Source organism: Arenimonas sp., from assembly GCF_036275555.1.
GTDB lineage: Bacteria > Pseudomonadota > Gammaproteobacteria > Xanthomonadales > Xanthomonadaceae > Arenimonas.
In genome coordinates this window covers 62,654-84,079 of record NZ_DASUDO010000015.1, presented here as the reverse complement: position 1 = coordinate 84,079, position 21,426 = coordinate 62,654, and the positions used below count along the sequence as shown (strand labels likewise).

Annotated in this window: 22 protein-coding genes and 1 other RNA gene; 20 read left to right on the top strand and 3 right to left on the bottom strand. The window is 72.3% G+C overall.

The window, feature by feature from the left end; all coding sequences use genetic code 11:
* Positions 1–38: 38 nt before the first annotated feature.
* The 11 genes from VFV21_RS04965 to VFV21_RS04915 all read left to right on the top strand — a co-directional run bounded on the left by VFV21_RS04965 (position 39) and on the right by VFV21_RS04915 (position 8,620).
* A complete protein-coding gene (locus tag VFV21_RS04965; RefSeq protein ID WP_329668374.1) occupies positions 39–644 on the top strand; it encodes a riboflavin synthase in 606 nt (201 codons plus the stop codon).
* On the top strand, positions 641–1,729 hold the full coding sequence (gene ribB, locus VFV21_RS04960; protein WP_329668373.1) for a 3,4-dihydroxy-2-butanone-4-phosphate synthase: 1,089 nt from the start codon (positions 641–643) through the stop codon (positions 1,727–1,729). The genes VFV21_RS04965 and ribB overlap by 4 nt, the downstream gene beginning before the upstream one ends.
* Positions 1,730–1,883: 154 nt before the next feature.
* Positions 1,884–3,155, top strand: a complete 1,272-nt coding sequence (locus VFV21_RS04955) for an HlyD family secretion protein (RefSeq protein ID WP_329668372.1) — start codon at positions 1,884–1,886, stop codon at positions 3,153–3,155.
* Positions 3,152–5,284: a peptidase domain-containing ABC transporter gene (locus tag VFV21_RS04950; protein ID WP_329668371.1), complete on the top strand. Its 2,133-nt coding sequence runs from the start codon at positions 3,152–3,154 to the stop codon at positions 5,282–5,284. The genes VFV21_RS04955 and VFV21_RS04950 overlap by 4 nt, the downstream gene beginning before the upstream one ends.
* 88 nt (positions 5,285–5,372) lie before the next feature.
* A complete protein-coding gene (gene ribH / locus VFV21_RS04945) occupies positions 5,373–5,840 on the top strand; it encodes a 6,7-dimethyl-8-ribityllumazine synthase (RefSeq protein WP_329668370.1) in 468 nt (155 codons plus the stop codon).
* Positions 5,837–6,298, top strand: a complete 462-nt coding sequence (gene nusB, locus VFV21_RS04940; RefSeq protein ID WP_034210794.1) for a transcription antitermination factor NusB — start codon at positions 5,837–5,839, stop codon at positions 6,296–6,298. Before ribH ends, nusB begins: the two co-directional genes overlap by 4 nt.
* Positions 6,298–7,257: a thiamine-phosphate kinase gene (gene thiL, locus VFV21_RS04935; RefSeq protein ID WP_329668369.1), complete on the top strand. Its 960-nt coding sequence runs from the start codon at positions 6,298–6,300 to the stop codon at positions 7,255–7,257. Before nusB ends, thiL begins: the two co-directional genes overlap by 1 nt.
* Positions 7,257–7,748: a phosphatidylglycerophosphatase A gene (locus VFV21_RS04930; protein WP_329668368.1), complete on the top strand. Its 492-nt coding sequence runs from the start codon at positions 7,257–7,259 to the stop codon at positions 7,746–7,748. Before thiL ends, VFV21_RS04930 begins: the two co-directional genes overlap by 1 nt.
* Before the next feature lie 270 nt (positions 7,749–8,018).
* Complete coding sequence (locus tag VFV21_RS04925; protein WP_329668367.1) at positions 8,019–8,186, top strand: hypothetical protein; 168 nt, start codon at positions 8,019–8,021, stop codon at positions 8,184–8,186.
* Between the two features lie 10 nt (positions 8,187–8,196).
* The gene (locus VFV21_RS04920; RefSeq protein WP_329668366.1) at positions 8,197–8,388 is read left to right on the top strand and encodes a hypothetical protein; all 192 of its coding nucleotides are present in this window, start codon (positions 8,197–8,199) and stop codon (positions 8,386–8,388) included.
* A 70-nt stretch (positions 8,389–8,458) separates the two neighbouring features.
* Entirely contained in the window at positions 8,459–8,620 is a 162-nt protein-coding gene (locus VFV21_RS04915) for a hypothetical protein (RefSeq protein ID WP_329668365.1), read from the top strand.
* Between the two features lie 72 nt (positions 8,621–8,692).
* Here the strand turns inward: VFV21_RS04915 and VFV21_RS04910 are convergent, their stop codons facing one another.
* The 3 genes from VFV21_RS04910 to VFV21_RS04900 all read right to left on the bottom strand — a co-directional run bounded on the left by VFV21_RS04910 (position 8,693) and on the right by VFV21_RS04900 (position 12,294).
* Positions 8,693–10,081 carry an FAD-binding oxidoreductase gene (locus tag VFV21_RS04910; RefSeq protein ID WP_329668364.1) on the bottom strand — a complete coding sequence of 463 codons (1,389 nt, stop codon included), beginning with the start codon at positions 10,079–10,081 and terminating at the stop codon, positions 8,693–8,695.
* A 100-nt stretch (positions 10,082–10,181) separates the two neighbouring features.
* The gene (locus VFV21_RS04905) at positions 10,182–10,562 is read right to left on the bottom strand and encodes a YraN family protein (protein WP_329668363.1); all 381 of its coding nucleotides are present in this window, start codon (positions 10,560–10,562) and stop codon (positions 10,182–10,184) included.
* The gene (locus VFV21_RS04900) at positions 10,546–12,294 is read right to left on the bottom strand and encodes a penicillin-binding protein activator (RefSeq protein WP_329668362.1); all 1,749 of its coding nucleotides are present in this window, start codon (positions 12,292–12,294) and stop codon (positions 10,546–10,548) included. Before VFV21_RS04900 ends, VFV21_RS04905 begins: the two co-directional genes overlap by 17 nt.
* Before the next feature lie 64 nt (positions 12,295–12,358).
* On the opposite strand from VFV21_RS04900, the gene rsmI reads away from it, so the two are divergent.
* The 9 genes from rsmI to mraY all read left to right on the top strand — a co-directional run bounded on the left by rsmI (position 12,359) and on the right by mraY (position 21,425).
* Positions 12,359–13,204 carry a 16S rRNA (cytidine(1402)-2'-O)-methyltransferase gene (gene rsmI, locus VFV21_RS04895; protein ID WP_329668361.1) on the top strand — a complete coding sequence of 282 codons (846 nt, stop codon included), beginning with the start codon at positions 12,359–12,361 and terminating at the stop codon, positions 13,202–13,204.
* A 168-nt stretch (positions 13,205–13,372) separates the two neighbouring features.
* Positions 13,373–13,726, top strand: an RNA gene (gene rnpB / locus VFV21_RS04890) — RNase P RNA component class A.
* Between the two features lie 314 nt (positions 13,727–14,040).
* Entirely contained in the window at positions 14,041–14,487 is a 447-nt protein-coding gene (mraZ, locus tag VFV21_RS04885) for a division/cell wall cluster transcriptional repressor MraZ (protein ID WP_034210803.1), read from the top strand.
* Between the two features lie 14 nt (positions 14,488–14,501).
* Positions 14,502–15,449, top strand: a complete 948-nt coding sequence (gene rsmH / locus VFV21_RS04880; protein WP_329668400.1) for a 16S rRNA (cytosine(1402)-N(4))-methyltransferase RsmH — start codon at positions 14,502–14,504, stop codon at positions 15,447–15,449.
* Positions 15,446–15,715 carry a cell division protein FtsL gene (ftsL, locus tag VFV21_RS04875; RefSeq protein ID WP_034210806.1) on the top strand — a complete coding sequence of 90 codons (270 nt, stop codon included), beginning with the start codon at positions 15,446–15,448 and terminating at the stop codon, positions 15,713–15,715. The genes rsmH and ftsL overlap by 4 nt, the downstream gene beginning before the upstream one ends.
* A complete protein-coding gene (locus VFV21_RS04870; protein ID WP_329668360.1) occupies positions 15,712–17,499 on the top strand; it encodes a peptidoglycan D,D-transpeptidase FtsI family protein in 1,788 nt (595 codons plus the stop codon). The genes ftsL and VFV21_RS04870 overlap by 4 nt, the downstream gene beginning before the upstream one ends.
* Positions 17,496–18,974, top strand: coding sequence for a UDP-N-acetylmuramoyl-L-alanyl-D-glutamate--2,6-diaminopimelate ligase (locus VFV21_RS04865; protein WP_329668359.1), 1,479 nt, complete (start codon positions 17,496–17,498; stop codon positions 18,972–18,974). The genes VFV21_RS04870 and VFV21_RS04865 overlap by 4 nt, the downstream gene beginning before the upstream one ends.
* Positions 18,971–20,353, top strand: a complete 1,383-nt coding sequence (locus VFV21_RS04860) for a UDP-N-acetylmuramoyl-tripeptide--D-alanyl-D-alanine ligase (RefSeq protein WP_329668358.1) — start codon at positions 18,971–18,973, stop codon at positions 20,351–20,353. Before VFV21_RS04865 ends, VFV21_RS04860 begins: the two co-directional genes overlap by 4 nt.
* A complete protein-coding gene (gene mraY / locus VFV21_RS04855) occupies positions 20,343–21,425 on the top strand; it encodes a phospho-N-acetylmuramoyl-pentapeptide-transferase (RefSeq protein WP_329668357.1) in 1,083 nt (360 codons plus the stop codon). The genes VFV21_RS04860 and mraY overlap by 11 nt, the downstream gene beginning before the upstream one ends.
* The last annotated feature ends 1 nt before the right edge of the window (position 21,426 follow it).

Genomic DNA, 21,426 nt, shown 5'->3' with positions numbered 1-21,426 from the left:
GGGCCTTACAATGGCGGCCCTTTTCCGGGTTTTTCGCCATGTTCACTGGCTTGATCCAATCCGTCGGCCGCCTGCTGGCCCGCGAGGTCCGCGGCGGCGACCAGCGCCTGCGCATCGGCTGGGGCGGCCTGCCGTCCGGTGACATCGCGCTGGGCGAGTCCATCGCCGTCAGTGGCTGCTGCCTCACGGTCGTCGAATGGGACGCCGAGGGTTGGTACGCCGACGTGTCGAACGAGACGTTGGCGCTGACTACGCTGGGCGCGCTGCCCGTCGGCGCCGCGGTGAACCTCGAGCGCTCGCTGCTGCCCACCGACCGGCTCGGCGGCCACCTGGTCTCGGGCCACGTCGATGCCGTTGGCACCGTGGAGAAAGTCTGGGACGACGGCCGCAGCCAGCGCTGGCGCTTCGCCGCGCCGAAGTCCGTGCTGCGCTATGTCGCCAACAAGGGCTCGATCGCCGTGGACGGCACCAGCCTGACCGTCAATGCCGTCGATGACGCCGGCTTCGAAGTGAACCTGGTGCCACACACCGTCGCCCACACCGCCTTCGGCGAAACCGCCGTCGGCGCCGCCGTCAACCTCGAGGTCGATACCGTGGCCCGCTACGTCGAGCGCCTGCTGGCGACTCGCGAGGAATCGAAATGAGCTTCGCCACCGTCCCCGAGCTGCTCGAGGAAATCCGCCAGGGCCGCATGGTCGTGATCGTCGACGACGAGGACCGCGAGAACGAAGGCGACCTGATCATGGCCGCCGAGCTGGTGAAGCCCAGCGACATCAACTTCATGGTCACGCACGCGCGCGGCCTGGTCTGCCTCTCGCTCACGCGCGAACGCTGCCGCCAGCTGGGCCTGGGCCCGATGGTGCGCGACAACAACTCGCCCTACCACACCAATTTCACCGTCAGCATCGAGGCGGCGGAAGGCGTCACCACCGGCATCAGCGCCTACGACCGCGCGCACACCATCCGCACCGCGGTGCGCCCGGACGCGAAGGCCGAGCACCTCACCCAGCCCGGCCACATCTTCCCGCTGATGGCCCAGCCCGGCGGCGTGCTCACGCGCAGCGGCCACACCGAGGCGGCGAGCGACCTGGCCCTGCTGGCGGGCCTGGAGCCGGCCGGCGTGCTGGTCGAGATCCTCAACCCCGATGGCTCGATGGCACGCCGCCCCGAGCTCGAGGCGTTCGCGAAGGAGCACGGGCTGAAGATCGGCTCGATCGAGGAGCTGATCCGCCATCGCCTCGAAACCGAGCACACGGTCGAGCGCGTCGACGAGCGCGCGATCGAGACCGCGCACGGCCCGTTCCAGCTGCTCACCTACCGCGACCGCGTCACGCACGACCTGCACTTCGCCCTGGTGCACGGCCAGCCGAAGGCCGCGACGCCGACCCTGGTGCGCGTGCACGTCAAGAACCCGCTGTCGGACGTGCTGCAGTGGCGGCGCGCGGACTTCGGCGTCAGCGTCAACGATGCCTTGGCGGCGGTGGCGAAGGCGGGCGAGGGCGTGGTGGTGGTGCTGGCCGAGCCGGTGTCGCCCGACGACCTGCTGGCGCGCATCACCGAAGCCGACGCCGCCGATACGCCCAAGACCCGCGAATGGCGCCGCAACGGCGCGGGCGCGCAGATCCTGGCCGACCTGGGCCTGGGCAAGCTGCGCGTGCTGGGCACGCCGCGGCGGCAGGTGGGCCTGGCCGGCTACGGCCTCGAAGTCGTCGAGTACGTCGCGCCCTGATCGCGGCATGCCCGGGCCGCCTCGCGATGCAGCGATGACGGTCCGCGAAGGCTGAGCCGCAATCGCGGATTTTCCCGACGCGGCGTCGGGTCGGATGCGTGCGCGCCCGACGGCCACCCCCGGCGAGACTCCTCGCCAACGCCCGGGGGAACGCATGGACCAGCGCCTGTTCCGCGAGGAAGTCCTGCAAGCACGGCAGTCCCGCGGACGCGGCGGCATCGTGCTCGCGCAGTCGGTTCCGCTGTGGCTGATGACGGCGCTGGCCGCGGCCTGTGCCCTGGCCGTGGTCCTGTTCCTGGCGCTGGCGGACTACACGCGGCGCACGCGCGTGAGCGGGCAACTCGTGCCCAGCCGGGGGCTGGCCACCGTGCTGGCGCCGGTGGATGGTGTCCTTTCGGACGTGCGCGTGGCGGAAGGCGAGCACGTTGCCGCGGGCGACGTGCTGGCGGTCGTGGCCGCGCCCCGCGCCACGCTCGCCGGCGGCGACACGGCGCGGGCGGTGCAGGCGGCCATGGCGCGACGCCAGCGGGGCATCGCCCTGGGCAACGCCTCGCAGCGCGCCCTGCTGGTCGCGCAGCGGGACGGGCTGCTCGGGCAGAAGGCCCTGCTTGACGCCGAATCGGCGACGCTGGCGGCCGCGCTGGCGACGCGGCGCGCGCAGCTCGAACTGGGCACCCAGGCGCTGGCGCGCTTCCGGCAGCTGCGTGACCGCCAGTTCGTCACCGAACTGCAGGTCCAGCAGCAGGCGTCGGCCGCGCTGGAGCAGGCGGCGGCGGTGCAGTCGCTCGAGCGCGAGGCCCTGGCCCTGCGCCGCCAGATCGCGCGGCTGGACCAGGAACTCGCGGAGATCCCGGCGCGCCTGGCCCAGCTCGAGGCAGCCGGTGCGCACGATGACGCGGCGCTGTCGCAGGAGGCGCTGGAAGCGCAGTCGCGCGCGCAGTCGGTGCTCCATGCCCCGATCGACGGCGTGGTCACCGCGCGGCTGGGGCAGCCCGGGCAGTCGGTGCAGGCGGGGCAGCCCGTGCTGGGCCTGATGCCGGTGGGCGGCGCGCTGGAGGCGCACCTGCTCGTCCCCAGTCGCGCCGTCGGCTTCATCGCGCCCGGTGACGCGGTGCTGCTGCGCTACCAGGCATTCCCGTACCAGAAGTTCGGCCACCAGGCGGGCCACGTGCTGCGCGTTTCGCGCAGCGCGCTCGGCGCCTCGGAGCTGGTGGCGCTGGGCGGCGGCCAGCCCGCGGAGCCGGTCTATCGCGTCGTCGTGGCGCTGCAGCGACCGACGGTGCGGGCCTTCGGCCGTGACGAGGCGCTGAAGCCGGGCATGCTGCTGGACGCCGACATCCTCGGCGAGCAGCGCGCGCTGTGGGAGTGGGCCCTCGCGCCGCTGTTCGCGCTCGATGGCCGCCTCGGTCGCGGGGCGACCCCGTGAGGCCGGTCCGGCAATCGCAGGCGGCCGAGTGCGGGCTGGCCTGCCTGGCGATGATCGCGGCCCACCACGGCCACGGCACCGACCTTCGCGCGCTGCGGCAGCGCTTCCCGCTGTCGCTCAAGGGCGCGACGCTGGCGCGCCTGGTCGAAATCGCGCAGGCGCTGGGCTTCCAGGCGCGGGCGCTGCGCCTCGAGCTGGACGAGCTCGGCAAGCTGGGCTTGCCGTGCATCCTGCACTGGGACCTCGATCATTTCGTCGTGCTGGAGAAAGCGGGCAGGCGCCGGGTGCGCGTGTGCGACCCGGCTTTCGGCGCGCGCGTGCTGGCCTTGGAGGAAGTCTCCCGCCACTTCACCGGCGTGGCGCTGGAGCTCGTGCCCGGCGCCGGCTTCGAGACCCGCCCGCGGCCCGCTTCGGTGCCGCTGTCGGCGCTGGCCGGTCCCGTGCAGGGTCTGTGGCCGGCGCTGGCGCAGCTATTGCTGCTGTCGGTGGCGCTGCAGGTGTTCGTGCTGCTGGCGCCGTTCTTCATGCAGTGGGTGGTGGACCAGGCCCTGGTCGCGGGCGACCGCGACCTGCTGGCCGTGCTGGCCCTCGGCTTCGGGCTGGCCTTGCTGCTGCAGGTGGCCATCGGCCTGGTGCGCGGCTGGGCGGTGGCCAGCCTGTCGAGCCGCGTGGGGCTGCAGTGGACCGGCAACGTGTTCGCGCACGCGCTGCGCCTGCCGCTGGAGTACTTCGAGACGCGCCATCTGGGCGACGTCGTGTCCCGCATGGGTTCGGTGCAGGCCATCCAGCGCACGCTGACCGCCGGCTTCATCGAGACGCTGGTGGATGGCCTGATGGCCGCGGCGACGCTGGCGATGATGCTGGTCTACAGCCCGGAACTCGCGCTGGTCACGCTGGGCGCGGTGCTGCTGTACCTGGCCCTGCGCGCCCTGTCGTACGGACCGCTGCGCAACGCCACCGAGAAGCAGCTGGTGGCGGCGGCGCGGCAACACTCGCACCTGCTCGAATCGCTGCGCGGCATGCAGAGCCTCAAGGTGGCCGGGCAGGAGGCCCGTTGCCAGGCGCGCCAAACCGACCTGCGGGTGGACACGGTGAACCAGGAGCTGCGTCTGGCGCGGCTGGGCCTGGGCTTCAGCACCGCCAGCCAGGCCATCTTCGGCATCGAGCGCATCGCGGTGGTCTGGCTCGGGGCCCGGCTGGCGATGGACAGCGTCTTCTCGGCCGGCATGTTGATCGCCTACCTGGCCTACAAGGACCAGTTCGCGATGCGCGTGTCGGGCCTGGTCGACCAGTGGATCGCGTTCCGCATGCTGCGCCTGCACGGCGAGCGCCTCGCGGACATCGTGCTGGCCGCGCCCGAACCGGGGCTGGCGGACGCCTTCGAGGCCGCGCCGCCCGCGGAGGCCCGGCTCGACGTCCGGGGACTCGGGTTCCGTTACGCGGAGGGCGAGCCGTGGGTGCTCCGGGACTGCCACTTCACGATCGCGCCCGGGGAGTCGGTGGCGATCATCGGCGCCTCGGGCAGCGGCAAGACCACGCTGGTGAAATTGCTGCTGGGCCTGCTGGCGCCCACCGAAGGCGGCATCCGCGTCGGTGGCCTCGGCCTTGGGCGCCTGGGGATGCGCAACTACCGGGCCATGGTCGGCGCGGTGATGCAGGACGACCAGCTGTTCGCCGGTTCCGTCGCGGAGAACATCGCTTTCGGCGACGACGCGATCGACGCCGCGCGGGTCGAGGCCGCCGCGCGCCTCGCCGCGGTCCACGACGAGATCGTCGCGATGCCGATGGGCTACCACAGCCTCATCGGCGACCTCGGCAGCACGCTCTCCGGCGGCCAGAAGCAGCGGGTGCTGCTGGCGCGCGCGCTGTACCGGAAGCCGAGGATCCTGTTCCTGGACGAGGCCACCAGCCACCTCGACGTCGATCGCGAGCGCCGGGTGAACGCGGCGATCCGGGGCCTGAAGCTGACGCGCGTGATCATCGCCCACCGGCCCGAGACCATCGCCTCCGCCGACCGCGTGCTGGTCATGGACGGCGGGCGGATCGTCCGGGAATTCCGGCCCCGGCGCCCCGCGCCTGGAGCCGCTAAGCCCACACCGCCCGCGCCGGCGGCGGTGGCCGAGGCCTGAACCGCCCCGGCGGCCGGGGCCTGGCCCGCGCCCCGGCGCCCCGGCCCGCGGGGTAAACTAGCCCCCTTTTCCCGGCAAGCACCCCTCGATGAGCCACTACGAAGGCGACGTCCAGAGCCCTGGCGCGGCTCGCTACGCGATCCTCGCCAGCCGCTGGAACCCGCGCATCACCGATGCCCTGGTCGATGGCGCGCGCAAGGCCTTCGCCGCCAACGGCGTGCCGGAGTCCAGCGTGGACGTGATCCGCGTGCCCGGCGCCTGGGAGCTGCCGGTCGCCGCCGCCAACGCCATCGACCGACTGGGCTATGCCGGCATCGTCGCGCTCGGCTGCGTGGTGCGCGGCGACACCCGCCACTTCGAGCAGGTGTCCGACGAGTGCGCCCGCGGCCTGATGCGCGTCGCCCTCGACACCGGCGTGCCGGTGGCCAACGGCGTGCTGGCCGTGGACGACTACGCCCACGCCGAGGCCCGCGCCGGCGGCAACCACGGCAACAAGGGCGAGGAAGCCGCCCTGGTCATCATCGAGATGGCGAACCTGATCGGAAAACTCGCATGAAACATTCCCGCCCCGACGGCGTCGACCCGCACGCGCGCTCGCGCGCCCGCCGCCGCGCGCTGCAGGCGATCTATGCCTGGCAGATGTCGCACACCGCCATCAACAAGGTCATCGACCAGTTCCAGAACGAGCAGGACATGGAAGTGGCCGATACCGAGTACTTCGAGGACCTGGTGCGCGGCGTCGAGGCCAACCTCGGTACGCTCGACCAGGCGCTGTCCGCCTACCTCGACCGCGACATCGCCCAGGTCGATCCGATCGAGCGCGCGGTGCTGCGCATCGCCGCCTACGAACTGCGCCATCGCATCGACGTGCCCTATCGCGTGGTGATCAACGAAGCCATCGAGACCACCAAGCGCTTCGGCTCCGAGCACGGCCACACCTTCGTCAACGGCGTGCTCGACCATGCCGCCGCCGCCTGGCGCCCGGCCGAGGCGCAGGCCCCGCGTCGCGGCTGATGCCGGGCGAATTCGACCTGATCGACCGCATCCGCGCCCGCGCGGGGCGCCGGCCCGACGTGGTGCTGGGCATCGGTGACGATGCCGCGGTGCTGCGCGTGCCGCCCGGGCACGACCTGGTGGTGACCAGCGACACCCTGGTGGCCGGCGTGCATTTCCCCGCCGAAACCGGCGCCGCCGACCTCGGCTGGAAGGCGCTGGCGGTGAACCTGAGCGACCTCGCGGCGATGGCCGCCGCGCCGGCCTGGTGCACGCTGGCGCTGACGCTGCCCGACGCCGACGCTGGCTTCGTCGATGCTTTCCTCGATGGCTTCCTTGAACTGGCCGACGAACATGGCGTCAGCCTGGTCGGCGGCGACACCACCGGCGGCCCGCTGTCGATCACCGTCACCGCGCACGGGCTGGTGCCGGCGGGTGAAGCGCTGCGCCGCGACGGCGCGCGCGCCGGCGACGAGGTCTGGGTCACCGGCACGCTAGGCGATGCGGCCGGCGCCTTGGCGCAGTGGCGCGCTGGCGGGCCGTTCTCGGCCAAGTTGCGGTATCGCCTCGACCGGCCGACGCCGCGCGTCGCGGCCGGGCTGGCGCTGCGTGGCCTGGCCACGGCCGGCATCGACCTCAGCGACGGCCTCGCCGCCGACCTGGGCCACGTGCTGCGCGCCAGCGGCGTGGGCGCGCGCATCGACCTCGGCCGCCTGCCCACCTCGCGCACGCTGGCCGATCATTTCGACGAAGCGCAGCGCTGGCCGCTGCAGCTCTGCGGCGGCGACGACTACGAGCTGTGCTTCACCGCGCCGGCCTCGGCGGCGTTCGCGATCGAACAGGCGCTGGCGGCGTGCGGCGTGACGGCCACCGTGGTTGGCCAGGTGCAGGCGGGCGCGGGCCTTGCCTGCGTGACGCCGGAGGGCGAGGACTACGCGCCGGCGCAGGCCGGCTTCCAGCATTTCCAGGGAGTGCACTGATGGCCGTGCTGCCCGTCGGCACCCGCCGGCGCCTGATGAAGCATCCGCTGGGCTGGGTCGCGGCGGGCTTCGGCGCCGGCTTCGCGCCGCGCGCACCGGGCACCGTCGGCAGCCTGGCGGCGCTGCTGCCGTGGTGGTTCTTCCTGCGCGACCTGCCGCTGCCGGCCTACCTTGCGGTGCTGCTCGCCGGCTTCGGCATCGGCGTGTGGGCGTCGCACTGGGCGATCCGCGAGACGAAGATCGAAGACCCGTCGCTGGTGGTGTGGGATGAGTACGTCGGCATGTGGATCGCACTGCTGATGCTGCCCGCGGGCTGGGCGTGGGTGCTGGCGGCGTTCGTGCTGTTCCGCGCCTTCGACATCGCCAAGCCCTGGCCCGTGGGCTGGGCCGACCGGAAGCTGCACGGCGGCTTCGGCGCCATGCTCGACGATGCGCTGGCCGGGCTGTGGGCGCTGGGCCTGCTGCAGCTGGCGGCCTTCCTCCTGCGCTGACCACGCGCGTAGGAAAAATCCCACCTGTCGAAGGTGTCGCGGCTGATGCCCGCGGCACGGGCGGTCGTGGGACAACGTGGCCTTGTTCCTTTCGGCTGATAAGGCAATGCGGACCGTGCGTCGGGGCAGTCAACGCAGGCAGGCGGGAAGCCAGCACCCGCGGGTGCGGCGTCGGACCACGTTGCGACGCGTCGTTGGCGGGCATTCGCCGCGCCCCGCCTCGGGTGTGATGGGGTTGCCTGCAGCACGCAGGCATGACTGGAGTCACCCATGAACACGATCTCCCTTTCGCAGATGCAACACGTCGGCGGCGGCAACGCCGAAACCCTGCTCAAGGTGGCGGCCTTCCTGTGGAGCCACCGCGAGACCCTCTCCAACATCGCGTCCGAAGCGGCCCTGGAAATGGCCGACCTCGACGCCGAATGCGGCAAGCCCTGAGGAGCGCGCCATGAAGACACTCGAACTGCAGCAATGCGCGCTTGTCGCCGGCGGTGAAGGCGGCAGCGCCGAAAGTGCGGCCGGCAGCGCCATCGGCAAGGCCCTGCACGGCCTGGGCTCGAAGGAAGGCGCCATCGGCGGCCTGATCTCGCCGGTCGGCGCGATCATCGGCGCCATCATCCACTTCAACAACAACCACTGACGTGGCCCGCGGTCCGGCGGCCCGCCACGCGGTCGCCGGATCCGGCCGGCGTCCAATACCGGAGACAGACATGGACGAGACCACGCAACCCTCTCGCCGGCCCGCGCTGCTGGCCGGCATCGTCGTCGCCCTGCTGGTGCTGGGCTGGCTGGGCCGGGGTTCGCTCTGGCAGGTCGCGCAGGCCGCGTCGGTGGAAATGACGCGCTTGGCGGCGGAGTGTCGCCAGCCCTGAGCGGCCGCGGCATCCGCTCGCGCTGCGGTGCGCGCCGCGGGCAGCGCGCAGCGGGCCGCCGCGCATCCCGCGTCAGGCGGGCGGCAGTACCTTGCCGGGGTTGAGGATCCCGTCCGGGTCGAACTGCGACTTGATCGCACGCATCATCGCCACGGTTTCCGGCGTCAGCGAGCGCACCAGCAGGTCGCGCTTCGCCAGCCCGATGCCGTGTTCGCCCGATACCTGGCCGCCCAGCGCGATCACCGCGTCGAACACCGCTTCCAGCGCGGCCTCGGCACGCGCGGATTGGTCGGCATTGGCGGGGTCGTAGAGGATGTTCACGTGCAGGTTGCCGTTGCCGGCGTGGCCGAAACTGACGATGGCCAGCCGGTGCCCGGCGGCGGCGCGGCGCACGGCGGCCACCAGGTCGGGGATGCGCGACACCGGCACCACCACGTCCTCGTTGATCTTGCCGGGCGCCAGCGTACGCAGGGCCGGGGACAGCGCCTTGCGCGCGGCCCAGAGCTTTTCGCGCGCGGCCTCGTCGGGGGCGCTGGCGACCTCGAGGCAACCGGGCCCGGCCGCGGCCGCCGACAGCGCGGCCACGGCGGCGTCGAGCACGGCCTCGTCGCCGTCGGCTTCGATCATCAGCAGCGCCCCGGCGGGCGGCAGGTCGGCGCCGCCGACCTCGCGCGCGAGGCGCACGCAGTCGCCGTCCATGAACTCAAGCATGGAGGGCGTGACCGGCTGCGCCATCAGGCGCGCCACCGCGGCGGCGGCGCTTTCCACGTCGGCGTACAGCGCGCGCAGTGCACGCCGCCGGGGCGCGATCGGCGTGAGCTTCAGCGTCGCCTCGACGATCAATGCCAACGTGCCCTCCGACCCGATCAGCAGGCGCGACAGGTCGTAGCCGCTGGCGCCCTTGGTGGTGCCGGCGCCGAAGCGCACGAGCTCGCCGGTGCCGGTCACCGCCACCAGCGCCAGCACGTTGTCGCGGGTCGCGCCGTACTTCACCGCGCGCGGCCCGCCGGCGTTGCAGGCCAGGTTGCCGCCGACGCTGCAGAAGCCAGCGCTGGTCGGGTCCGGCGGCCAGAACAGGCCGTGCGGCGCCAGCGCCGCCTGCAGGTCGCCGTTGAGCAGGCCCGGTTCGACCACCGCCACGCGATCGCCCGGGCGGATGTCGAGCACGCGGTTCATGCGCTCGAACGACAGCACCAGCGCATCCTCGCCCGGCACGCTGGCGCCGGTGGTGTTGGTGCCGCGCCCGCGCGCCACGATCGGCATCTTCAACTCGCGACACCGCCGCACGATCGCCTGCACTTGCGCCGTCGTGGTGGGCAAGGCCACCGCCAGCGGCAAACCCTGCCGGCGGGAGTTGTCGTAGCCGTAGGCCAGGCGCTCGGCGGCGTCGAGCATCAGGCCGCCCGGACCCAACAGCTGGCGAAGGGCGTCGACGGTTCCCGGGGCGAGTTCGCGCGGCATGGGCGGATTCTAGCCCGGCCGGTGCGCCGATCCGCGGCGGCGGATCGCGTCCGTTCGGTGCCCGGCCACGGAATGCCGAAGGTCGTCGGTTGCCTGGCGGCTACACATCGTCCAGCGTGAAGGCACCGCGCTGCCAGTCCAGGGCGAGCTGATCGGGCCCGTCGCCCGCCGAAACCACGTCTAGCCGGCAGGGCGTCAGCGCCAGCGCGGGCCGGGCGGCCAGCCAGGCGAGGGCCGCGCGCACCATGCGCTGCCGCTTGCGCCGATCGACCGAAGCGAAGCCGTCGCCGTAGCGCCCGTTCCGGCGCAGTCGCACCTCGACGAACACGATGGTTTCGCCGTCGCGCATCACCAGGTCGAGTTCGCCGACCTTGAAGCGGGCGTTGCGCGCCAGCAGCTGCAGGCCGGCGGCTTCGAGGTGGCGCAGGGCCGCGGCTTCCGCCGCGGCGCCGAGGGCTTGCCGGTCAGGGCGCGCCGGCATCGGGCAGCAGCGCGCCGTCCAGCGCGGGACGCGAACGGCCGCCGCTGAACACCGCCCAGGCCGGACGGCGCTGCACCAGGCCGAAGCCATCGACCTGCAGCTCGCCGGTGGCGCCGCGCAGCTGCGCGGCCGGATCGCGCGCGAGCATGTCGGCGTAGGCCGAGAGCTTCCACGCATCCAGGCCGAACGCGAACAGACGCGCGCCGCCGCCCTGTGCACTCGGCAGCGAGCGGCCCAGCGACTCCGCGTCCGGCAGCCCGCCGCGCAGGCCGAGCAGCCACGGCAGCTCGGGATACTCGATGCCGTCGAGCTCCACGTCCATGCGCAGGTTGGCGCCCGAGAGGATCAGCGAGGTGGCGACGCGCGCCACGCCGATCATCCCGGCGGAATCCATCTGGCTGGCGAGCAGCCGCGCCTGCGCCGCGCGCAGCGGCTGGAACACGCCGTCGGGGCGGCCACCGGCCAGCGCCTGCTGCAGCGCCGGCACGTAGTCGGGGTTGGCGTCGCTCACGACCACCTCGGCGATCACCTCGCCCCCGCCGGCGCGCAGCCGTTCGCGGAAGCTGGCCAGGGCGCGGTTCGCGCTTTCATCGGCCTGGGTCACCACCAGGATGCGGCGCATGCCGCGTTCGAGCAGGCGCTCGGCCGCGGCCACGCCTTCGTCCTCGGGCGCGAGCGCGAAGGTGGTGCTGCCCGGCGGCGGCGCGATGCTGCCGCGGTTGAGGGCGACCACCGGCAGCGCGAGCTCCGGCAGCGAGAACAGCGCGTCGACCTGGTCGCGGCCCAGCGGCCCCACGATCATCTGCGCACCGTCCGCCTGGGCCTGCAGCAGCGCACCGCGCACGCCCTCGGGGCCGGCGGTGTCGTAGAAGCGAAGCTCCGGGCGCCGGCGGTTCTCGCCGTAGTACCCGGCCAGCAGGCCATCGCGCACGCTCTGGCCGGCGGCCGCCAGCGGGCCGCTGAGCGGCAGCAGCGCGGCGAGGCGCTCGGGCGGACGGTAGCCATCGCGATCGGCCGGCGGCAGCGCGTCCATGCCCGGGGCCGAGGCGCTGCGGTCGTAGGGGCGCGGCAGCGGCAGGCCACGCTGGGTCAGCGCGCGCCCCGCGTAGAGGTAAAGCGGGTGCCCGACGGGCAGCGCCGCGCTGCCGGCGGCAAGCGTGTCGTCGGGCAGGGCGCGCAGCAGTTCGTCGATGCGGCGAAGGTTCTCGGTGCGCGCGGTGCGGTCCAGCGACTCGTTCATCCAGGCGCGCTCGCCGGCGGCCTCGAAGCCGCGCCCGGCGGCCTCGAGCGAGGCCGCGCGCGCGGCGTGCCAGCGTGCCTGCATGGGCGACGGCACCGAATCGCGCGACTGCGCCAGCCGCGCCAGCGCCGGGGCGTGGCGGCCGGCGGCAACGTCGAGCTCGGAGGCCAGCAGGTCGTGCAGGAAGGCGTCGCGGCCTTCGAGCCGGCGCCGGTTGGACTGCGCCAGCGACTGCGCCGCGGCGCCCGGGTCGCCCGCCAGCCAGTACTGGTCGGCGGCGCGCAGCCAGCTGCGATTGCGGGCGCTGCCGCGCGCGGCGCCGGCTTCGGCGGCGTAGGCGCGGGCGGCCTCGAGGTGCCGGCCTTCCTCGGCCAGGCGCGCCGCCGGGGTGGCCGCGGCGGGCTCACCCATCGGCGTGGAGGGCGTGACGGCCACGCTGGCGCAGCCGGAAACCAGGGCAAGGGCCAACAGCAGGAAAGCGGATCGCAGCATGGTCGGGGGTCCGGGTGGATGAAGCCGCTAAGATGATACCCCGGTGCACAAGGAGGGCGCGGTCATGGCAACGACCCGGGCGGGGACGCTTTACGTGGTGGCGACGCCGATCGGCAACCTCGGCGACCTGGGCGCGCGGGCGCGCGAGGTGCTGGGCGCCGTGGATGCGATCTGCGCCGAGGACACCCGCCACACCCGGCAGCTGCTGGTGGCGCTGGGCATCGAGCGCCCGCTGCTGGCCCTGCACGAGCACAACGAGGGCGAAATCGCCTGGAAGCTGGTCGAGCGCCTGCGCGGCGGCGAGTGCCTGGCGCTGGTCTCCGACGCCGGCACGCCGCTGGTCAGCGACCCGGGCTATCGGCTCGTGCGCGAGGTGCGCGCCGCGGGCCTGGCGGTCAGCCCGGTGCCCGGCGCCTGCGCCGCGATCGCCGCGCTGTCGGTGGCCGGCATCCCCAGCGACCGCTTCTGCTTCGAGGGTTTCCTGCCGGCGAAAGCCTCGGCGCGGCGCGAGCGCCTGGCGGCGCTGGCGCGGGAAACGCGCACCCTCGTCTTCTACGAAAGCTCACACCGCATCGAGGAAAGCCTCGTGGATCTCGTCGCGGCGTTCGGCGGCGATCGCGAAGCCGTCCTCGCACGCGAACTGACGAAATTGTTCGAGACGGTGCTGGGCGACACGCTCGAAACCATCGCTGCGAAAGTCGCGGCCGACGACAACCAGCGCAAGGGCGAATTCGTGCTCGTCGTCCGCGGCTGCGAGGACGACACCGCCGCGCGGCTGCTCGAGGGCCAGCGCCTGTACGCCAAGCTCGCCGAGCACCTCAAGCCGTCAGTGGCGGCGAAGTTGGCGGCGGATATCAGCGGTGCGCCGCGGAAGGAGCTTTATGGCGGAGGCGGGGAGGCGGGGAGCTAGAAAATAGTGAAGAGGAGATAGGAAATAGTGAAGGCAAAAGCTCGCGAGCCCCTGCTTTCACTATCTCCTATCTCCTTTTCACTATTTCCTTTTCACTCTTTCCCGGCTCTGGTTTCCACGCCGCCAATCCCCCGGCCCCGCCCGCATCGTGAGACAATCCCGCCCGGCGGAGTCGGCCGAGGCAGTCGCGTCGCAGCAATGCGCCGAGGAAAGTCCGGGCTCCACAGAGCAGGGTGCCAGGTAACGCCTGGGCGGCGTGAGCCGACGGAAAGTGCAACAGAAAACAAACCGCCGAACGGCCCGCAAGGGTGCGTGGTAAGGGCGAAACGGTGGGGTAAGAGCCCACCGCCCGGGGGGACAACGCCCCGGGGCACGGCAAACCCCACCCGGAGCAAGACCAAATAGGGGTGCTATGGCATGGCTCGTGCCGCACCCGGGTTGGTTGCTTGAGGCCTGCGGCGACGCAGGTCCCAGAGGAATGACTGTCCACGACAGAACCCGGCTTAATGGCCGGCTCCGCCACTTCCTCCCCCGTTCCACCCCCGTTTGCGCAGATTCCCCCCGGGCCCGGCCCTGGGGCGGGCGGTCATGGCGCCTGCCGGGCGCCGGGGCCGGTTTCGTGGATCGGCTCACAGGTTTGGATCAAATCCATGTGAAACAACACTTGCCCAACGGTTCTTAAACAAGACTCTCAAGTTTCGCGCAAAGTCTTGATCCGCCTAGCGAATTTCCCCTGTTTTTGTCCTTGACAGCCCCCGGGGGCAGGACTAACGTGGGCTTCCGAGGGAAATCCGGGTTTTTAGTGGGTTTCGGTGGATAAGGGCTGATCCGAACTGATGTTCCAGGGCGAAACCGCAATCACGATCGACGACAAGGGCCGTCTGGCGATTCCCACCGCCTACCGGGACCTGGTCGCGCGCGCTTGCGCCAATCGCCTGGTGGTCACCTACAACCCCTACGAAGCCGGCTGCCTGTGGCTGTACCCGGAGGCGGCCTGGGAAAAGGTCCGCGACCAGGTCAACGCCCTGCCCAACGCCAAGCGCGTGCACCGCAACCTGCAGCTGAAGCTGGTCGGCGCCGCCACCGTGGTCGAGCCCGACGGCAGCGGCCGCGTGCTGCTGCCGGCCAGCCACCGCAACGCGGCGGGCATCGAGAAGAAAGCGGTGCTGCTGGGCATGGGCGGCAAGTTCGAATTGTGGAGCGAGCAGGCGCACCTCGCGCAGATCCGTCAAACCATCGGGGAAGACGAGATCAGCGAGGACATGCTCGACCTCAGGCTGTGACGGACATGGCCGGGATGCGGGAAGGCACGCAGCCCAGCCATCTCCCGGTGATGTTCGGGCAGGCCCTGGACGGGCTGCAGGTGCGCAGGGATGGCAGGTATCTGGATGGCACGTTCGGGCGTGGTGGCCACGCACGCGGCGTGCTCGACCGGCTGGGGCCGGATGGACGGCTGTTGGTGATGGACAAGGACCCGGAAGCGATCGCCACCGCCCACGCGCTTGCCAGCGCGGACGCGCGCGTCCGCGTGCGCCGCGGCTCCTTCGCCGGCCTGGCCCACTGGGATGAAACGGCCGAAGGCCTCGACGGCGTGTTCATGGACCTGGGCGTGTCCTCGCCGCAGCTCGACGTCGCCGAGCGCGGCTTCAGCTTTTCCAAGGACGGCCCGCTGGACATGCGCATGGACCCGGAGTCGGGCGAGAACGCCGCGAACTGGCTGGCCCGCGCCGACGAGCGCGAGATCGCCGACGTGCTCTGGACCTACGGCGAGGAAAAGCTCAGCCGCAAGATCGCCCGCACCATCGTGGCCCGCCGCGACGAGACGCCGCTGCTGCGCACCGCCCAGCTGGCCGAGCTGATCGCTTCGGTGGTCGGTCGCGGCGACAGCAAGATCCATCCCGCCACCCGCAGCTTCCAGGCCATCCGCATCTTCATCAACCGCGAGCTCGAGGACCTCGAGCGCGGGCTGGACGCGGCGCTGGAGCGCCTCCAGCCCGGCGGTCGCCTGGTCGTGATCAGCTTCCACTCGCTGGAAGACCGCATCGTCAAGCAGTTCATCGCCCGCCACGCCAAGGCGCCCCCGGGCAACCGCCGCATGCCGGTGGAGCAGGATTTCACCCCGGTGCTGCGCGACGTGAGCGGCGCCCTGCGCGCCGGATCCGATGAGACCGCCACCAACCCGCGTGCCCGCAGCGCGGTGATGCGCGTGGCCGAGAAGCTGCCGGCCGCGGGGGCGAGTGCATGAGCCCGCGCCTGTTCGCCCTGCTGCTGATGGTGGTCGCGGTGCTCTCGAGCGCAGTCGCGGTGGTGTACTCGCGCCACCTGCATCGCCAGGCCTACATCGCGCTGTCCACGCTCGAGCACGAGCGCGACGAGCTCAACATCGAGTTCGGCCGCCTGCAGCTCGAGCAGGCCACCTGGTCCGAAGCCAACCGCATCGAGCAGGTCGCCGGCACCCGCATCGGCATGAAGTACCCGACCGAGGCCGACATCGTGGTGCTGCAGCCATGAAGATCCAGCGCAGCAGCTACAGCCTGCGCCACCGCCTGGTGGCGGTCGGCGTCGTGATGGGCCTGTTCGGCGCGGTCCTGGTGGCGCGCGCGGCGCACCTGCAGCTGATCAACCCCGAGTTCTACCAGCAGCAGGGCGACGCCCGCTTCCTGCGCGAAGTGCCGATCCCGACCTCGCGCGGCATGATCACCGACCGCAACGGCGAGCCGCTGGCGGTGTCGTCGCCGGTCGAGTCGGTGTGGGTGAATCCGCAGGAGCTGCTGCAGCACCCGGAACGCCTGCCGGCGCTGGCCGATGCGCTGGGCATCCCGCGCGAGGTGCTGCTGCAGCGCGTGACCCAGCGCGCGCACAAGGAATTCCTGTACCTGCGCCGGCACATGAACCCGGACCTGGCCGCGGAAGTCACCGACCTTGGCATCCCGGGCGTGTACTCGCAGCGCGAGTTCCGCCGCTTCTACCCGCACGGCGAGGTGATGGCGCACGTGCTGGGCTTCACCAACATCGACGACCACGGCCAGGAAGGCCTGGAGCTGGCCTTCGAGGACTGGCTGACCGGCACCGAGGGCGCCCAGCAGGTGATCCGCGACCGCCGCGGCCGCGTGGTCGAGAACGTGGACCTGATCAAGGCCGCGGAGCCCGGCCGCGACCTGATGCTGTCGATCGACCGCCGCATCCAGTACCTGGCCTACCGCGAACTGAAGGCGGCGCTGATCGAGCATGGCGCCAGCGCCGGTTCTATCGTGGTGCTGGACGTGCCGACCGGCGAGATCCTCGCCATGGTCAACCAGCCTTCCTACAACCCGAATGCGCGCGAATCGGCCACCACCGACGCCCAGCGCAACCGCGCGGTCACCGACGTGGTCGAGCCGGGTTCGGTGATGAAGACGCTGACCTTCGCGGCGGCGCTCGAGAGCGGCAAGTTCACCCCGGAAACCCCGATCGAAACCGCGCCGGGCTACATGACCCTGGCCGGCGGCCACCAGATCCGCGACTTCCGCAACTACGGCACGCTGACCCTCACCGGCGTGCTGACCAAGAGCTCCAACCTCGGCGCCACCCTGGTGGCGCAGCAGCTGAGCAACGAGCACCAGTTCGACATCTACCACCGCTTCGGCCTCGGCCAGCCCACCGGCAGCGGCTTCCCGGGCGAGTCCGCGGGCGTGCTGCGCGGGCCGAACGTCTGGGGCCCGGCGGAGAAGGCGACCATCAGCTACGGCTACGGCCTGTCGGTGACGCCGCTGCAGCTGGCGCGCGCCTACGCCGCGATCGGCAACGGCGGCCGCATCAACCAGGCCACTTTCGTCAAGGGCGCCAACGCCGAGAGCGAGCAGGTGGTCGACCCGGCCATCGCGGCGCAGCTGATGCAGATGATGGAAACCGTGACCGGCCCGGAAGGCACGGCGCGCCGCGCCGCGGTGCTGGGCTACCGCGTCGCCGGCAAGACCGGGACCTCGCGCAAGGCCAGCGGCGGTGGTTACGCCGCCAAGCGCTACGCGGCCGTGTTCGTCGGCCTGGTGCCGGCCAGCAACCCGCGCTTCGCGATGGCCGTGGTGATCCACGACCCGCAGGGCGAGGAGTACGGCGGCGGCGCGGTGTCGGCGCCCATCTTCCACAACGTGATGGACGGCGCGCTGCGCCTGATGGACGTGCCGCCGGACAACATCGAGCAGTGGTTCGCCGAGCAGGCGCGCAAGACCGCGCCGCGCGCCGCGGTGGCGGCCGCACCGGTGCCTCCGCCGGCCGCGCTGCCGGTCGGCGGCGATGACGCGGGGGCGCTGCGATGAGCCGCGCCATGCCGCTGCACGACTTGCTGCAGGGCGAGCCGGCGCTGCCGGCGTTGTTCAATCCCGTGCTGCGCGGCCTCACCGCCGACAGCCGCGCGCTGCGCGCGGGCGACGCCTTCATCGCCCTGGCCGGTGGCACCACCCACGGCCTGCGCCATGCCGGCCAGGCGCGCGCGGCCGGCGCCAGCGTCATCCTGTTCGAGCCGCCGGCGCCCGCGGGCGAGCCGGCCGGCGACGACGCCGTGGCCGTGCCGGGCCTGCGCGCGCGCCAGGGTGAACTGGCCGACCGCTTCTACGGCGCGCCCTCGCGCGCCCTGGCCGTGGCCGGCGTCACCGGCACCAACGGCAAGACCTCGACCGTGCAGCTGCTGGCGCAGGCGCTGACCCTCGGCGGCGGCGTCGCCGGCAGCATCGGCACCCTCGGCGCCGGCCTGCACGGCCAGCTGGTCGCCGGCGAGCGCACCACGCCCGACGTGATCGCCGTGCACCGCCTGCTGGCCGAGATGCGCGACGCCGGCGCGACCCACGTGGCGATGGAAGTGTCCTCGCACGCGCTCGAGCAGGGCCGGGTGGATGCGGTGGCGTTCCGCATCGCCGTGTTCACCAACCTCACCCGCGACCACCTCGATTTCCACGGCAGCATGGAGGCCTACGGCGCCGCCAAGGCGCGCCTGTTCGACTGGCCGACGCTGCAGGCGGTGGTGGTGAACCTCGACGACGCCTTCGGGGCCGGCCTGCTCGCGCGCGCACCCGCGGCGGCCCGCCGCATCGGCCTGAGCTCGCGCGGCCACGCCGGCGCGACGCTGCGCGCCGAGCACGTGGCGCTGGCGCCGGAAGGCCTGCGCTTCGACCTCGTGGAAGGCGACGCCCGCCTGCCGGTGGCCTCGGCGCTGCTCGGCCGCTTCAACGTCGACAACCTGCTGGCCGTGGCCGGCGCGCTGCGCGCGCTCGACTGGCCGCTGGCGGCGGTCGCCGCGATGCTGCCGCGGCTGGCGCCGGTGGACGGCCGCATGAGCCGCGTCGGTGGCCGCGACGGCCAGCCGCTGGTGGTGGTCGACTACGCGCACACGCCCGATGCGCTCGAGCAGGCGCTGGCCAGCCTGCGCGCGCACACGCCGGGCCGCCTGACCTGCGTGTTCGGCTGCGGAGGCGAGCGCGACGCCGGCAAGCGCCCGCAGATGGCCGCCATCGCCGAGTCCGGCGCCGACCGCGTGATCGTCACCGACGACAACCCGCGCCGCGAGGATGGCGATGCCATCGTGGCGCAGATCCTCGCGGGGTTCCGCGACCGCGCCAGCGTGCAGGTGGAGCGCGACCGCGCCCGCGCCATCGCCGCCGCACTCGCCGGCGCCGGTGCCGGCGACGTGGTGCTGGTGGCCGGCAAGGGCCACGAGCCCTACCAGGAAGTGCAGGGCGTGAAGCACCCCTTCGACGACCTCAGGGTCGCGCGCGCCGCGCTGGAGGCCCGCGCATGAGGCCGGTGCTGTTGTCGCAGGTCGCGCGCTGGGTCGAAGGCCGGCACCTCGGCGCCGACGTCGAAGTGACTTCGGTCGGCACCGATACCCGCACCCTGGCGCCGGGAAGCCTGTTCGTCGCGCTGCGCGGCGAGCGCCACGACGGCCACGACCACGTACAGCAGGCGCTCGAGCGCGGCGCCGCGGCGCTGCTGGTCCAGCGCGAAGTCGATTGCCCGCTGCCGCAGGTGCTGTGCGCCGACACCCAGGACGCGCTGGGCGAACTGGCCGCCGGCGTGCAGCAGGGCCGTCCGGCCGTAGTGGTCGCGCTCACCGGCAGCAACGGCAAGACCTCGGTCAAGACCCTGGTGCTGTCCATCCTGTCGCGTGCCGGCAAGGCCTTCGCCAACCCGGGCAACTTCAACAACGAGATCGGCCTGCCGCTGGCGGTGCTCGAGGCCCCGGAAGACGCGCGCTTCGCCATCTACGAGATGGGCGCCGGCCAGCCGGGCGACATCGCCTACCTGGCCTCGATCGCGCCGCCGCAGGTGTCGCTGGTGAACAACATCATGCCGGCCCACCTCGAGCGCATGGGCAGCCTGCTGGGCATCGCCGAGACCAAGGGCGCGATCTACGAGGCGCTGCCCGACGACGGCATCGCCGTGGTGAACGCCGACGACGCCTTCGCGCCCTTCTTCATGCAGCGCATCGGCGCGCGCCGGGTGCTGCGCTTTGGCCTGGAGAACGACGCCGACGTGCGCGCCACCGCGCTCTCCGGCGATGCCGACGGCAGCCGCTTCCGCCTGCACACGCCGGCCGGCGACGTGGACGTCGCGCTGCCGCTGGCGGGCCGCCACAACGTGATGAACGCGCTCGCCGCCGCGGCGCTGGCGCTGGGCGCGGGCGCGTCGCTCGACGACATCGCCACCGGCCTGGCGCAGGCCGCGCCGGTGCCGGGCCGGCAGATCCCGCACCGACTGGCCAGCGGCGCCGTGCTGGTGGATGACAGCTACAACGCCAACCCGGGCTCGGTGGCCGCGGCCATCGCCGCGCTGGCGGGCGCAGGCGGCGAAGCCTGGCTGGTGCTGGGCGACATGAAGGAGCTGGGCGAGGGCGCCGAACTGCTGCACGCCGACATCGGTGCCCAGGCGCGTCGCGCCGGCATCGCGCGGTTGTGGACGGTTGGCGAACTCAGCGCCCACGCCAGCCGTGCGTTCGGCGATGGCGCCCGCCATTTCGCCGACCAGGCCGCGCTGGTCGCGGCGCTGTCGCCGGCGCTGCGCGCGGCCGGTGCCGGCCTGCGCTGCGTGGTCAAGGGGTCGCGCTCGAGCGCGATGGACAAGGTAATGGCCGCGCTGCTGGCCGCCGACCGGCAGGGAGACGCCGACCATGCTGCTTGAACTCGCCCGCTGGCTGCACGAAATGGGCTGGATGCCGCCGCTGTTCGGCTACATCACGTTCCGCGGCATCCTCGGCGCGCTGACCGCGCTGCTGCTGTCGCTGTGGCTGGGCCCGCACGTGATCGCGCGCCTGGCCCAGCTCAAGGGTGGCCAGCCGATCCGCACCGACGGCCCGCAGAGCCACTTCTCCAAGGCCGGCACGCCGACCATGGGCGGCACCCTGATCCTGCTCACGGTCTCGCTGTCCACGCTGATGTGGGCGGACCTGCGCAACAAGTACGTGTGGGTGCTGCTGGCGGTGATGCTGGCCTTCGGCGCCATCGGCTGGCTCGACGACTGGATCAAGATCGTCAGGCGCGACCCGAACGGCCTGAAGTCGCGGCACAAGTACGCGCTGCAGTCGATCTTCGGCCTGGCGGCGGCGCTGTACCTGTACTTCACCGCCGACAACGCCAACGCGACCACGCTGTTCCTGCCGCTGCTCAAGGACTTCGCGATCCCGCTGGGCGCGATGTTCGTGGTCATCGCCTATTTCTGGATCGTCGGCTTCTCGAACGCGGTGAACCTGACCGACGGCCTCGACGGCCTGGCGATCATGCCGACCGTGCTGGTCGCGGCCGCGCTGGGCATCTTCGCCTACGCCTCGGGCAACGCGGTGTTCTCGCAGTACCTGCAGATCCCGGCGATCCCGGGCGCGGGCGAGATCACCATCGTCTGCGCGGCGATCGCCGGCGCGGGCCTGGGCTTCCTCTGGTTCAACACCTACCCGGCGATGGTGTTCATGGGCGACATCGGCGCGCTGGCGCTGGGCGCGGTGCTCGGCACCATCGCGGTGATCGTGCGCCAGGAAGCGATCCTGGTGCTGATGGGCGGCATCTTCGTGGTCGAGACGCTGTCGGTGATGATCCAGGTCGCCAGCTTCAAGCTCACCGGCAAGCGCGTGTTCCGCATGGCGCCCATCCACCACCACTTCGAGCTCAAGGGCTGGCCGGAGCCGCGCGTGATCGTGCGCTTCTGGATCATCTCGGTGATGCTCGTCCTCGTCGGTCTCGCGACCCTGAAGGTGCGCTGAG

Excerpts from the sequence above, each read along its gene's own strand:
- VFV21_RS04965 (WP_329668374.1), top strand. The coding sequence starts at position 39 with ATGTTCACTGGCTTGATCCAATCCGTCGGCCGCCTGCTGGCCCGCGAG.
- ribB (WP_329668373.1), top strand. The coding sequence starts at position 641 with ATGAGCTTCGCCACCGTCCCCGAGCTGCTCGAGGAAATCCGCCAGGGC.
- VFV21_RS04955 (WP_329668372.1), top strand. The coding sequence starts at position 1,884 with ATGGACCAGCGCCTGTTCCGCGAGGAAGTCCTGCAAGCACGGCAGTCC.
- ribH (WP_329668370.1), top strand. The coding sequence starts at position 5,373 with ATGAGCCACTACGAAGGCGACGTCCAGAGCCCTGGCGCGGCTCGCTAC.
- nusB (WP_034210794.1), top strand. The coding sequence starts at position 5,837 with ATGAAACATTCCCGCCCCGACGGCGTCGACCCGCACGCGCGCTCGCGC.
- thiL (WP_329668369.1), top strand. The coding sequence starts at position 6,298 with ATGCCGGGCGAATTCGACCTGATCGACCGCATCCGCGCCCGCGCGGGG.
- VFV21_RS04930 (WP_329668368.1), top strand. The coding sequence starts at position 7,257 with ATGGCCGTGCTGCCCGTCGGCACCCGCCGGCGCCTGATGAAGCATCCG.
- VFV21_RS04925 (WP_329668367.1), top strand. The coding sequence starts at position 8,019 with ATGAACACGATCTCCCTTTCGCAGATGCAACACGTCGGCGGCGGCAAC.
- VFV21_RS04920 (WP_329668366.1), top strand. The coding sequence starts at position 8,197 with ATGAAGACACTCGAACTGCAGCAATGCGCGCTTGTCGCCGGCGGTGAA.
- VFV21_RS04915 (WP_329668365.1), top strand. The coding sequence starts at position 8,459 with ATGGACGAGACCACGCAACCCTCTCGCCGGCCCGCGCTGCTGGCCGGC.
- VFV21_RS04910 (WP_329668364.1), bottom strand. The coding sequence starts at position 10,081 with ATGCCGCGCGAACTCGCCCCGGGAACCGTCGACGCCCTTCGCCAGCTG.
- VFV21_RS04905 (WP_329668363.1), bottom strand. The coding sequence starts at position 10,562 with ATGCCGGCGCGCCCTGACCGGCAAGCCCTCGGCGCCGCGGCGGAAGCC.
- VFV21_RS04900 (WP_329668362.1), bottom strand. The coding sequence starts at position 12,294 with ATGCTGCGATCCGCTTTCCTGCTGTTGGCCCTTGCCCTGGTTTCCGGC.
- rsmI (WP_329668361.1), top strand. The coding sequence starts at position 12,359 with ATGGCAACGACCCGGGCGGGGACGCTTTACGTGGTGGCGACGCCGATC.
- mraZ (WP_034210803.1), top strand. The coding sequence starts at position 14,041 with ATGTTCCAGGGCGAAACCGCAATCACGATCGACGACAAGGGCCGTCTG.
- rsmH (WP_329668400.1), top strand. The coding sequence starts at position 14,502 with ATGCGGGAAGGCACGCAGCCCAGCCATCTCCCGGTGATGTTCGGGCAG.
- ftsL (WP_034210806.1), top strand. The coding sequence starts at position 15,446 with ATGAGCCCGCGCCTGTTCGCCCTGCTGCTGATGGTGGTCGCGGTGCTC.
- VFV21_RS04870 (WP_329668360.1), top strand. The coding sequence starts at position 15,712 with ATGAAGATCCAGCGCAGCAGCTACAGCCTGCGCCACCGCCTGGTGGCG.
- VFV21_RS04865 (WP_329668359.1), top strand. The coding sequence starts at position 17,496 with ATGAGCCGCGCCATGCCGCTGCACGACTTGCTGCAGGGCGAGCCGGCG.
- VFV21_RS04860 (WP_329668358.1), top strand. The coding sequence starts at position 18,971 with ATGAGGCCGGTGCTGTTGTCGCAGGTCGCGCGCTGGGTCGAAGGCCGG.
- mraY (WP_329668357.1), top strand. The coding sequence starts at position 20,343 with ATGCTGCTTGAACTCGCCCGCTGGCTGCACGAAATGGGCTGGATGCCG.